This window comes from Acinetobacter sp. ANC_7513 (assembly GCF_056779915.1).
Genome location: NZ_JBWYIW010000010.1, coordinates 94121 through 107093, shown reverse-complemented (window position 1 = coordinate 107093; position 12973 = coordinate 94121). Strand labels below are relative to the sequence as shown.

Sequence of the window (12973 nt, the reverse complement as noted above, 5' to 3'; positions counted from 1 at the left end):
GCACCTTTATTTTAAAAGTATCCTTTATGACTTTGCGCATGTAAGAATGCTGGGATTAAACCCGTTAATGCTGCCCGTATATCCGCACGCTCATTGATCAACTGATGAGATCCCTCCTCTAACATGAGCAAGGTCTGAAGGCGAAACTTTCTGCGTATAAATTCGATATTATAACGCCAGTCTACGGTTTGATCTTGGGCACCTTGAGCGAGCCAAACTGGAATTCGGCATGCAGGTCGATTTTCCATTTCCAACATCCACTTTGACATTGCTAATATCCAATCCATCCCCATCATACGCGGTTGTAGTGGATCTTTTAGACGTACAAATCTTAAAAATTCAGGGTTGTGATTATTGCGCTTAAAATGTCTTGGAACTTCACGTTTGATACGGCGAATGATGCCCAAGCCTACTGGATTATGCCACCATGCTGTTTTTGCAGGTCTGACTAATGGCGACAAGAGCAATACGCGTTCTACAATTGGATTTTTACGTTGTTCAGCAAACTCCAACAAATGATGCATCCAAATTGCACCACCAGTACTCTGTCCGATACCTAGCCATGGTTTAGGCAATTGATCAGCTTGTTTTACATATTGGTGAACCGCATGGAGTACTTGCTGATAATGATCAAAGTTCTGAATGCTGGCAGCATTGCCATCACTTAACCCATGTCCTGGCAAATCATAGGTCAAAACACTAAAACCTTGATCCAGCAATTCACCAATAATTGGTTGGTAAATCCCACTGTGTTCCAAATAGCCATGCAATAAGAATACAGTACCTTTCACCTGCTCTATGCGAGGTTGATACACCTGCACATGAAGTTTGAACAAAGGCATTTTGATATAACCCTGCCAATAATTCGCTTCAAGACGATCAAGTGCGTAAAGATGACGATAAGCTTGAATCTCTTTCGAAGGTGAATAAGGTCGATTTAAGTTTAAAGGTTCCAACCTTAATGGTGTTTGTTCTCGATTCGGAATGGGTAAATCGAGTTGTTTCAACACATTTGGATTCAGAAATGGAATATCAGACATTATGGCACCTCCCGACAACCGCTAGAGCCAAACATTACATCTCTGATCGTGGCAAGTAATTCATAATTTGCACGACGACTGTGATCGTAATTTAATTGGCTAGGACGCCATGTTGTCAGCATTGTAGGCATGGGTGCTTCAACAGGAATTGTCTTGATACCGTTCAAAGCAAAAAGACGTCGTGTACGAGTCATATGATAACGATCGGTAATCAGAATCACTGTCGGCGCTCCTCCTTTTTTTTGTAATAATAATGAACTAAAGCGTGTATTCTCACAGGTATTCATGCTGCGTTGCTCTAATAGATTCGCTTCTACCCCACGCGATGCTAACCACGCTTGCATGTACGGTGCTTCAACACCACTCAACACAATAGGTAAATCCGTTTGCTTCTCAATCTCAAGTGTTTTTTCTAGTCTAGAGCGTGTGTAATCATTAACTACAATATCAATTTTATTATCCCCTAGCGTCAACCCACCACCCAACACAACTATCGCATAAGGTTTATCTTTCTGATTTGATAAAGTTTTATTTTCATTTTGAATCAACGCGATATCTTTATAGATTTGCGGATCTAATGTTTGAACCTCATCTTCTTCTAAAGGATGATTTCTAAGGAAAAATTCATATTTTTCCATTAAAGCCAAGCGCTGATTTTTTTCTTCATTGATGGATGAATTTGTTGAATCAGTTTGGCTTATGGCAACATCACTGGCTAAATCAGGCTGATCAATTGCGAAGACAACATCCTCTTTAGTTTCATTCTTTGTATTTATATCTGTAAGCAATTCATCTTTAATTTTTTGTTTTAATAACACATAGCGAGTTTGAATTTCAGCAAGCTGTTCAGCCCCTTGATCATTCAATTGTTCTTCAATAAGTTTGAGATAAGCTTGTCTTGCAATCCACAGCCTTGAACCAGGCTCCAAATCCTCCTTATCAGTTAACGCTGCCATTTGCTGGCTCTTGGCCGCAATTTCGTCAACTTTGATAGGGACAAATGCGTGAAGTGATTTCACAACAAGTGCTGAATAAAATGGTGTATACCAGAAAACCATGAGACAGCCCAAAAGTGCGAATATGATCGCCATCATACGCACCGTTGCCACCATCCAATGTTTTCTAGACATACTGTCCTTTCTAAACCAAATGAGATTGAATAGAACCTTTTTGATCGAACAAAACAGGCTCAGGTTCTAATAAAATACCAAACTTATTTAACACATCTTGCTGCACAGAGCGATAGGTTGCTTGCACATCTGTGAGAGATGCATCAGCGTAATTGACTAAAACTAAAGCCTGTCGATCAAACATTCCCACTTTTCCTAATTTTTTTCCTTTCCAGCCTGATTGGTCAATCAACCAACCAGCTGCAACTTTTACAGAACCATCTGCTTGAGGATAGTGTGGAATCGTGGGATGAAGCTGTAAAACTTCCTCAAATTTCGTTTTAATTAAAATCGGATTTTTAAAAAAGCTCCCTGCATTTGGATATTCTGCAGGATCTGGGAGTTTACTTTGACGAATTTTGATCACTTGTTGCTGTAAATTATATGGCGTAATGTCATCGCCCATCGCAGCTTTTAAATCTCCATAATTCATTTTGAGTCGTGGCTGTTTAAGTAATTTAAAGATGACCGCAGTAATAACAAACCGCTCAGGCTGATCTTTAAAAATGCTGTGTCGATATGAAAAATGACAATCACTCGCTTGGATTTGAACGATTTCATTTTTTGTACGATCAAAAGCCTCTACAAATTCAATAAATTCACCGACTTCAACGCCATAGGCACCAATGTTCTGAACAGGTGCAGCACCCACCCACCCTGGAATCAATGCGAGATTTTGCAATCCATAGAAACCTTGCTCTGTTGTCCAAAGCACGAACTCATGCCAGTGACGTCCAGCACCTACTCGAATTGTTACATTGGTATCATCTTCAGCAAGCAGGACAAGATCATCTAAATGTAATTGAACAACTAAAGCATCTAGATGCTCAGGGAGCAGCATATTACTCCCCCCTGAAAGTATCATCATGTTTAATTGAGCTTGCTCAGCAAATTCAATTGCTTCACGCAAATCTTGAAGAGATCGAACAATACAATAATGAGATGCAACAGCATTTAAATTCAACGTATTGAAAGACTGGAGTTGTATATTAGTTTGAATATTAATCATATTTTTATCTTACTCAACGTTTGACTGCTGCAACATTGGTTTTAAGTAACTAATCCATGCTTTACTGTTCGACTCACATTGATCTAAGACCAACTCAAAGCCATCATCTCCACCATAGTAAGGATCTGGTACTGGTTGATTTAAATATGAAGGATCTTTGGCACTCATGAGCTCTATTTTTGCTCGTAGTTCATGGTTTTGAAATATTTGCGCTGCTTCAACTTGCAGTTTCTGAATATTGACTAGATTTTCATGATCCATCGCCAAGATTAAATCAAATTCCTTAAAGTCTTCAATACGAATCTGTCTCGCACGTAATGAAGATAAATCATATCCTCGTTTCAATGCGTGCTTTTGACTTCGATGATCAGGCGCTTTGTTTGGGTGATAATTACTGGTTCCAGCTGAATCAACTTGAATATTTAATTTTTCTAAATCCGCAAAGTGTTTCATTACCACTTCAGCTGTTGGGGAACGACAAATATTTCCTAAACATACACATAAAATTTTGTATGGCATTTTCGTCGTCATCTTCGCCTCAAAAATACATATACTTTCGCAGTGCATATGTTAAGTTATTTAAGGTGTGAATCCTATAGAACTGTAAAACAATAATCTTATTTAAAGCGCAAAAAGGATGTGTGATGAGCCAATTTCAATTTCAAACTGTCGGGAATATTATTTCTGGTTTAGGGAGTATTCAACAGCTTGGCTCAATTTTAAAACAACATCGATTTAATAAAGTTCTTCTCGTCACAGATCAAGGGATGATTGATCACCACCTCCACCAACCTATTCTTCACATTTTCAACGCTACTGGGACTGAGTTCAGTATTTTTTCCGATGTCGTTGCAGATCCTCCTGAAGATGTCATCTTAAATGCAGTAGATGAAGCAAAACGTTTACACATTGATGCAGTCATTGGTTTTGGCGGTGGTAGCTCCTTAGACGTGGCAAAAATTATTGCCGTACTTTCACACCCCAATCAAACCCAAACGATTTCTGAGTTATATGGCGTCAATCAAGCTCAATCGCCACGATTACCACTCATCTTAGTCCCTACAACTGCAGGTACGGGTTCTGAAGTTACACCAATCTCTATTGTCACTACAGGCAAAACAACAAAAACAGGAATTGTTTCACCCGTTCTGTATGCGGATACTGCCATTTTAGATGCAACTTTTACTCAAGGTCTTCCGGCTCACATCACTGCAGCAACAGGAATTGATGCAATGGTGCATGCAATTGAAGCCTACACCTCAAAACTAAAGAAAAATTTCTATTCTGATTTGCTCGCTAAACAAGCATTGGATTTATTGAATCAAAATTTAAAACTTGTTCTAGAGCAACCCCAAAACCTAGAAGCGCGCCAAAAAATGCTCTTAGGCTCTATGTTGGCTGGACAAGCATTTGCAAATGCTCCTGTTGGAGCTGTTCATGCGCTTGCCTATCCTTTGGGCGGGCATTATCACTTATCGCATGGTCATACCAATGCAATCGTGCTTGTTGAAACACTGAAATTCAATGCACCTCAAGCGAAGAAATACTATGCTGAACTGATGCAATGGATTGACCCATATAGCAAAGGCAATACTGATGGCTTATGTGATTTATTTATTGATCATATGGAAAGGCATGTTAGCCAGAGTGGGTTGAGCTTAAAACTCAATGAGCTAGGTGTACAAGAATCAGATTTAGAGATGTTAGCTAATGATGCGATGCAACAAACGCGCCTCTTACAAAACAATCCTAGAGCTCTAAGCTATGCTGATGCTTTAAGCATCTACCAAGCAATTTATCATTAAATGACTCGAAATCTTTAATCAACTTTCTGAATAAAATATGACAACTATTTCAAAAAAAACTAGAGCAGACTATCAATTCTTTTTTCCCATCCAAACCCGTTGGGCTGATAATGACGTGTATGGGCATGTCAATAACGTCACTTATTACAGCTACTTTGACACCGCCGCAAATGCGCTACTTATTCAACACGCACTATTTGACTTTAAAACTTCGCCTATCATTGGACTCGTTATTGAATCAAAATGTACATATTTTTCTGAACTATCCTACCCCGAAGTGATTGATGTTGCTGTCGCTATCGAAAAGATTGGACGATCTTCAGTGACGTATAGCATTTCAATATTTAAGAAAAATCAATCAGAGCCTGCTGCTCAAGGTTATTTTGTGCATGTATTTGTCGACCGTGACTCTCGTAAAAGTATTGAATTACCAAACTCAATACGCGAAGCCTTAACTACGTTTATGACGAAATCAACTTAAGACTTAAGCTGAATATTATGTAGCTCACCGCCGAAAATTTTTAACAAGTCTTCCACGACGGGTTCTTGATGAATCAATTCTTCAGCACGTCGATATGCCTTTTGCTTACGCTTTTCCTGCAGATCGAAAGGCGTCTCAGCGTTTGGTTCGTTGTATTTTACGATTAATTGAGATTTTGAAAATGATTGCTTGAGTGCTGCTTCTAAACTCGGAATGAGTGAGTGCAATAAAGCTTCGTATTTTGCAGGGATATAGAATTCACATGTTCCATCAATTTGACCTTGCATAAGACCTTGTTGTGCTAATTCTTGTACCGCAGGTGTTAATGGACTATTTCTGAACCAATATTCCCACTTTTGAGTATCCCATTCACCTACCAATTCGACAGGCTCAAGTTTAAGAATATCTTGAGGCATTAAACCTTTTAAGCCAACATCTGTGACAACAATTTTATTCTCATCAGGTAGATCTAGACTTGGGAAATGAGTGCCATTCGATAATCCTTCTACTTGAACTGACAATTCAGCGCTTTCAGCAGAATGTTCATTTGGCTTCGGCTCTAAAAAGAAAATATTGTCTTGATCAACAATAGAAGATTCAACAGGTTCTGAATTAAAGCTTGCTCCAAATGAAGTCAGCTCAACCTCCCCACTGCCTACCACAGAGTTGGTTAAATTCTCTTGTTTCACCTCAACAGATCCAGACTGACCGACATCATCCGCATGATTTAATTCTGTTGAGTGCAAGCTTTCAGATTCAGTTTTTTCAGGCTGAATTGACTCAGCTGGAACTACCTCATCATCAGATGCCATCATCTGCTGAAATAAGATTAGATCCGTATTTTCCTCATCATTTACATCACGACTAGGCTGAATCGAACTCGTATTATTCTCAGGCAAACTGATTTTCGATCCTGCTTCTTGATGATCAGCCGGTATAGATTCTGAATTCTCTGTCGAAATCTGATTGAAATTTTCAGCTTCTTTTAAGACATTTGATGGTTCTGGAGGTGCTTGAGTGGTCAGCTGCTCATTATTCGCCATGGGGCGGAATGCCAACAACCTGAGCACACACATTTCAAAGCCTTGCTCTTGAGTCACTGCAATTTGTAATTCAGCACGACCTTTACATGCAATTTGATAATACAATTGTAGATCTTGAGCCGAAATCATGCGCGAAAGCTGCATAATTTTCTGATTGATCTCTGCACTATATTTTAAACTCAAGTCTGGTAAATATTGGAGTAAAGCCAACTCGTGTAAAGTTGAAATGAGTTGATCCAACACCAGAGAAACATCAAGTGCTTGTTGACGAAATTGGAGTAATAAAGCACTGACTTTGGCACGTTGATTTTGATGTATCGCCAAAATAAGGTCGAAAATAATCGTGCGATCAATCAAACCCAGCATTTCTTTCACATCTTGGTGGTGAATCGCACCTTGCCCATATGCAATTGCTTGATCTGTTAGCGACAGTGCATCACGTAAAGAACCTTGTGCTGACTCAGCGATCTGCCAAATCGCATCAGCTTCCGCATTAATTGATTCTTTAGTTAAAATTTGTGTGAGATGTGAGGTGATTTCATCAACCGCCAATGGGCGCAAAGTAAATTGCAAACAACGTGAAATAACCGTAATTGGAAGTTTTTGAGGATCTGTCGTCGCAAATAAAAATTTGACATGTTCAGGTGGTTCTTCAAGTGTCTTGAGTAAAGCATTGAATGAATGTGTGGACAGCATGTGTACTTCATCAATGAGATACACTTTAAAACGACCTTGCGTTGGTGCATAAGGTACGTTATCCAATAATTCTCGTGTATCCTCAACTTTGGTTCGGGATGCTGCGTCAATTTCAATTAAGTCTATAAATCGACCTTCATTGACTGCGGTACACGTTGGGCATACTTCACACGGTGTAGATGTTACACCTGTTTCACAGTTCAGACATTTAGCAAGAATCCTTGCAATCGTTGTTTTACCAACGCCACGCGTCCCCGTAAAAAGATAAGCATGATGCAGTCGACCACGCTCTAAAGCACTGGTTAATGCACGCGACACATGGTTTTGACCAACCAATTCTAAAAAATTACGTGGACGATATTTACGCGCAAGAACCTGATACATGAATGCTCCCTAATTACAGGACTAAGCATACTGTTTTTTTTGGCAAGAGTGAATGCGTTACAGATCATTCATACATTCAAAAAACAATTTAAACCCAACTCTTTTTTCTTGGGAAAATTTAACCTGTTAAATTCAAACTAAAATCATCAAAATTTTCGTATTCCTCACCAGTCCCATCGATACGAATTTCGAGCATTTTGTTGACCAAATCGACAAGAATGATATTTCTAGTTGGGACACCGTTTAATTGAATCAAAGACTTTTCAGTATTAATGAATTTGAACTGACCTTTGATTTCTTCTGCTTGGTTATGACCGCTTAGACTTAATCGTGACAACACATACGTTTGGTCTGCTTTAAGTTGTAAATCAACAGCCATACCAGGACAATCTTCACAACGCGAAAAACACCCCATACATGGTGTGGTTCCTTGATAAAAACCAATATATTGAGGTGTTACTTGATTTTTTATTGAATCATTCTGTTTCAAGAGTTGATTTGATTGCGTGGACTGATCGCAAGAAGCCATATGAATCGACGAGATCAAAACGAATGGGATGACAGTACTACGGCGCATAATCACAAATCAATTTTAACAATTTTGTGAAAATTACCATATCTCAAGTCTGCATATGAATCAATGCATATGTTGATGCACGTGAACCCCATCATCATGTAAAACTTGATCAGGGTAAGCGAGTCCAATCCCTTTGATTACTTCAGCAAAATATGACCCTTTATCTGTATAAACTTTAATAATTGCATATTGATCTTCAATACTTTGAGTAATCGTAAAATAGTTTAGATCAGCAGGATAATCCTCAAATTGCCCCTTATATCGCACAATTCCATCCTCAACTTGTTCAATCTCAGTAATTTCAGCCACACGGTTGATACCAAATTGCAAAAGTTTCAAGGGAAATTTACTGCCCTCTTTCATGCTCGCCACTTGATCAGGACTAAACTTAAATAAATAACCCGAGTCAGCCCGATGCTGAAAACTTTCTGGAAGAATCATATGCCGTTCAACATTTTGTTCTAGTACAGGCATAAGCTCAGGCATCAGATGAGAACTCGATGATTCATTCTTATTTTCAAGCCGTTCGTCATGAGCATTAACATTTTGACCCAGTTCATTTTCAACTTGATGCTGCTGTAAGCTTGCAGATGATTTGTCTTTTTCGGGTTTTAGATATAACGTAAATGTAGCAGTCACAAAAACTGCTACACCCAATAAAATATAAATTACTTTCATACGTTATTTGAATAGCGACACTGCTTTAGCATTTTTATTAATCATAGTGACAGCATCACGATCATTCGTACCCCCTAATTGGTATCCATACTTTGGATGGAATAAATCTGGGCTTGAGAAATAAGAGATACTATTACCTCCCATAATCGTACCACCCAATGGATGCTCCAAACCACGTGCTGGTCCAGCGGTATCATCATGATTCACCCCCATATTATGACCGAATTCATGACGTAAAACCGTGATTCCACAGTTAATACTTCCACTACCGATCATATAATTAGAGTTAGGGTTTTCAAGCAAGTAAGCTAAACCACAGCCTTCTTCATCACCTTCATAATATACAGCATCAGCTTTTAAGCGATTACGCTCATTCTGAATAACTTTGTCCACACGACCAATATCAAGGACATTGTTTAATGTTTTAGAACCTGGTGTTTTATATTGCAGATAACCAACGTTGCGCAGATAAAACTTGGCATTTGAATTCTCTGCAGACACATTGGTTAGATCAAAGCCTTCAATCAACCTCATTTTCGCTGCATTTGCACCTAATTTCTCTGCAACAGCAGTACTACTCACCAAAAGCATGTCAATGGTTGCACTATCAGCTTGCCATCCTTGAGATGTATAGACAAAACGTTGCGTTTCACCAGTTTGAATCGTTTGTCGTAAATTATTGGATGACTGAATTGTGCTGCTCCACGCCGCTCCAGAACTTATGATTATCTTGTCATTGATTTGAGCGCGATCAGGTAAATTAATTACTGATTGCCAATTTCCATTTGCCAACTTAACACGTGTCACTGGTTGTTTAGGATCAGGAACTTTTTGATTATTTAAATCTTTCGCTTGTATCACACGTTCTGGTGCAGAAACTAAAATCCACTTCGCTAATTCTTTTACAAACATAAATTCATATCGTTCACCTCTATTTAGTTTTAAAGTTGCTGAGGTATTGATATTCTGATTTGAAATAGTAGCTTCCCATGTTGCAGTCGACTTCACGATCACACGATCACGGTCATATGCTGAACTTGGTAATGTGAATTGTGACACCCAGTTTCCATCACCAAAAATAATTTCAGTTAAAGGGCTATCGGTTTTATTTAACTGAGTTCCCACTGAACTAACATTTAGTTGTCTCGGCTTGATATATTCAGGCACCCATTTTTTTAGATTTTGATTAAATACAAACCAATAGCGATCTCCTTTTTTTAAATTAAAATTACTCGAAAAAAGAAGATTTGTTGTATCAATTGATGAATCCCTGCCTGCATCAGATTCAATCAACATTACCGTATTGTTAGCAACATCGCTCGGCAATACTATTTTCTTTGCCCAAGCGCCATCTTTTAGATGAACTCGCTGTATTGTTTGTTGATTAGATATAATATTTTGTACACTTGAATTATCTAAAATGACACTGGGTGTACTGTTGATTCGCCATTTTTTTAAAGATTCACTATAAATAAAGTCGAATGTGTTTCCTTTATTGATTTGAATTGATTCAAGGGGAATATCAATATTGGAAGTATCTAGATATGCAGCATATCCCGCCGATGAGGAAATTCTAATCTTGTCATTATTTTTTGGATTGTTTGGCAGATAGATTTGTTTCGTCCAATTTCCATCACGCAATTTAAATTCTAATTCAGCATAACCGCTCGGAATCTGCCCGCTTTGCTGATTTTGGTTTGGTGTAAGTACTGTACTTGCCACAACACCACTCATCAAACAACCCATTAGTAAAAAGGTAATTTTTTTATTCATCATGTCACTATTTGTTTATTTTAGTTAAAGTTAGTATACATTATAAATACAAATTCTCCTTTGTAAATGTTAAAACCATCCCTTTTTACCATTATTAATGTGATCCACACATCTTAATGCCTCTTGCGATAAACTCCACAAACGATAATCCCCTGTAATTGACCCAACAGGATAATTATGGGTATAGGCAAAGCTTAATTTTCTTTCAGGATCACACCAAGCCCCTGATCCGTTGTAGCCCATATGACCAAATCCATTTTTTGCACTTTTACCCAGCGTGATAACTCTGTGATAACCCAAACGCCAATGCATAGGTATTGGCATCACCTTGTCTCGATCATAGCTTTGAATTTGCGAAAGTTGTTTGAATACAAGTGGCTTGATAAATTGTCTTGATTCGAACTGACCATAGTGCGCCATCATGGCATAGATTTTCGCTAAACTTCTGGCTGTAAAGACACCATTAGCAGCAGGAATGGGTTGAGTCAGAACACGATCATCAAAAAAGCTAAACCCCTTCATTCCCTTTGGAATCATTGCATCTATAAAATCATCAGGATGTTGACCAGAATATTGAATGATACGATCCGAAAATGAAACTTTCTGTTTTTTCTTCTTTTGTTGTGCAACTTGAGTAGTTGATGACTTTTTTTCAATATTTGTTTTTTCTAGAGGTTTGGCTATTCTTGAAAGTTGATCCTGAGGGACACCAAAATAGGCACCATCTAATTGAAGTGGTTCTACTAAATATTGATTCATCAGCTCAGAAAGATTTTGCTGAGTCGCTTTTTCAATCAGCCCTCCTAATAACCAGCCATACGTAAGTGCTTGATATGCATAATTTGAATTGGGTTTAAAACGTGGTGTCGCGCTAGCCATCACATTGAGCATGTGATCCCAGTCTGCCATTTCAGATGCTTGAGCAATGACATTTCTAACATCATATAAACCACTACGGTGACTCAATACGTCAGCCAAAGTAATCTCAGATTTTCCATGTTCAGCAAATTCTGGCCAATAATCAGCTATGGGTTGACGATAATCTAATTTCCCTTCACTCACTAGAATATGCGACAAAGTCGCTAAGATCCCTTTTCCGGTGGAATAGCACATCGCCATCGTGTCTTCTGACCACTCTTCACTCGAAGACTTTTTTCCAACATAAATATCAACCACTTTTTCTTGACCATAATATACAGCCAATGATGCACCACCTTGTTCAGTACGAGAGTCTTGTAAACGACTAAATAAATGTGCCAAATCTGCAAACTGATGGTGAACGATACCCTTATAATTATGTGTGTCAGCGTAAATTAAATCTTTTAGAATTTTCATCTTCTATCCTTGATTTATAGTTATAAAAAAGCCTAACAAACATGTTAGGCCTAGAGCATCTATTAAAGTGGTTTCACAACACCAGAAACATGAGGTTTTTGTGATTTTGCATTACGAACTAACAAATATGTCGCTTGATCTCGCTCACCCGTTAAAAATTCAACCTCAGATGGTAAAAACATAGGCAACTTAAAATAAACATCAGCATCATAAGCATCCGGTAAACTAATACTTGCTAATGCTTTAGCTTTACTCCACATGCCATGCGCAATCGCTTGTTTAAAACCAAATGCTTTTGCTGTAACTGCATGAATATGAATGAGGTTAAAATCACCTGAAACGAGCGCATAGCGACGACCCGTGTTTTCAGCGACTTTCCAATTACCCTGTGATTTAAATTCAGGCAACTGATCTTCTTTCGCCTTTGAAGAGGATGAAGTATTTGTTTTTTTACGAGAAAGATAGGTTGTTAAACCCTCCATCACCACATCATTACCTACTTTCGCAGTGGTAATGAAGTCAAATTGCAAACCTTTGTCATGTGGTTTTAACTCACCAAATTTGCATGATAGCGTGATGGTTTCATTCACTCCAATTTTGCGATACTGCTTAACTTGATTACGAATATGAACTAAACCCAGCAAAGCAAATGGGAAAGGTTCTTGTGTCATCATTTGCATCTGCAAACTTTGAGAAATGACTGCCAAGTAAGTCGATGGTACATATCCATTATTCTTATAACCACAAATTTCGTTATAAGATTTTAGATGGTCATGATCAACACGATATTCATCAACGATGTAATCCACTTGTGGCAGTGTCTTTTCGCCTTTCGGTTTTTTAAAAATTAAACCTTTAATGACTTTAGGATAAGCTAAATAAGCTTTTGGCAATTGACTAAAGTGACGTGTTTTCATGTTAAAAATTCCCATTTATCTTTATAAAAAACTTAAAGTTTGCAGCTCAACAAAACGATCATAACA

12 protein-coding genes are annotated in these 12973 nt (G+C 38.2%); 2 read left to right on the top strand and 10 right to left on the bottom strand.

What is annotated here, in order from left to right; translation table 11 throughout:
- Nucleotides 1-11 precede the first annotated feature (11 nt).
- The 4 genes from AC1M9B_RS11465 to AC1M9B_RS11450 are packed head-to-tail and all read right to left on the bottom strand — an operon-like array spanning nt 12 to nt 3749.
- Nucleotides 12-1040, bottom strand: coding sequence for an alpha/beta hydrolase (locus AC1M9B_RS11465; protein ID WP_035266046.1), 1029 nt, complete (start codon nt 1038-1040; stop codon nt 12-14).
- On the bottom strand, nt 1040-2170 hold the full coding sequence (locus tag AC1M9B_RS11460; protein ID WP_481589292.1) for a YdcF family protein: 1131 nt from the start codon (nt 2168-2170) through the stop codon (nt 1040-1042). Before AC1M9B_RS11460 ends, AC1M9B_RS11465 begins: the two co-directional genes overlap by 1 nt.
- Nucleotides 2171-2180: 10 nt before the next feature.
- The gene (gene murB / locus AC1M9B_RS11455; RefSeq protein ID WP_481609143.1) at nt 2181-3215 is read right to left on the bottom strand and encodes a UDP-N-acetylmuramate dehydrogenase; all 1035 of its coding nucleotides are present in this window, start codon (nt 3213-3215) and stop codon (nt 2181-2183) included.
- 12 nt (nt 3216-3227) lie between these two features.
- A complete protein-coding gene (locus AC1M9B_RS11450) occupies nt 3228-3749 on the bottom strand; it encodes a low molecular weight protein-tyrosine-phosphatase (protein ID WP_179999475.1) in 522 nt (173 codons plus the stop codon).
- Between the two features lie 113 nt (nt 3750-3862).
- Here AC1M9B_RS11450 and AC1M9B_RS11445 point away from each other — a divergent pair, with 113 nt between their 5' ends.
- Nucleotides 3863-5023, top strand: coding sequence for an iron-containing alcohol dehydrogenase (locus AC1M9B_RS11445; protein ID WP_481609129.1), 1161 nt, complete (start codon nt 3863-3865; stop codon nt 5021-5023).
- A gap of 37 nt (nt 5024-5060) precedes the next feature.
- Nucleotides 5061-5504 carry an acyl-CoA thioesterase gene (locus tag AC1M9B_RS11440; RefSeq protein ID WP_481597809.1) on the top strand — a complete coding sequence of 148 codons (444 nt, stop codon included), beginning with the start codon at nt 5061-5063 and terminating at the stop codon, nt 5502-5504.
- Here AC1M9B_RS11440 and dnaX read toward each other — a convergent pair.
- The 6 genes from dnaX to AC1M9B_RS11410 all read right to left on the bottom strand — a co-directional run bounded on the left by dnaX (nt 5501) and on the right by AC1M9B_RS11410 (nt 12907).
- A complete protein-coding gene (gene dnaX, locus AC1M9B_RS11435) occupies nt 5501-7627 on the bottom strand; it encodes a DNA polymerase III subunit gamma/tau (RefSeq protein WP_481609128.1) in 2127 nt (708 codons plus the stop codon). The genes AC1M9B_RS11440 and dnaX overlap by 4 nt on opposite strands.
- Nucleotides 7628-7745: 118 nt before the next feature.
- The gene (locus tag AC1M9B_RS11430; RefSeq protein WP_481609127.1) at nt 7746-8204 is read right to left on the bottom strand and encodes a copper resistance protein NlpE N-terminal domain-containing protein; all 459 of its coding nucleotides are present in this window, start codon (nt 8202-8204) and stop codon (nt 7746-7748) included.
- 60 nt (nt 8205-8264) lie between these two features.
- Nucleotides 8265-8882, bottom strand: a complete 618-nt coding sequence (gene cpaB, locus AC1M9B_RS11425; protein WP_481609126.1) for a metalloprotease secretion chaperone CpaB — start codon at nt 8880-8882, stop codon at nt 8265-8267.
- A 3-nt stretch (nt 8883-8885) separates the two neighbouring features.
- Nucleotides 8886-10616: a metalloendopeptidase CpaA gene (cpaA, locus tag AC1M9B_RS11420; protein ID WP_481609125.1), complete on the bottom strand. Its 1731-nt coding sequence runs from the start codon at nt 10614-10616 to the stop codon at nt 8886-8888.
- A 108-nt stretch (nt 10617-10724) separates the two neighbouring features.
- Nucleotides 10725-11984: a serine hydrolase domain-containing protein gene (locus AC1M9B_RS11415; RefSeq protein ID WP_481609142.1), complete on the bottom strand. Its 1260-nt coding sequence runs from the start codon at nt 11982-11984 to the stop codon at nt 10725-10727.
- Nucleotides 11985-12052: 68 nt separating this feature from the next.
- Nucleotides 12053-12907: a MaoC family dehydratase gene (locus AC1M9B_RS11410; RefSeq protein ID WP_481609124.1), complete on the bottom strand. Its 855-nt coding sequence runs from the start codon at nt 12905-12907 to the stop codon at nt 12053-12055.
- Nucleotides 12908-12973: the final 66 nt, after the last annotated feature.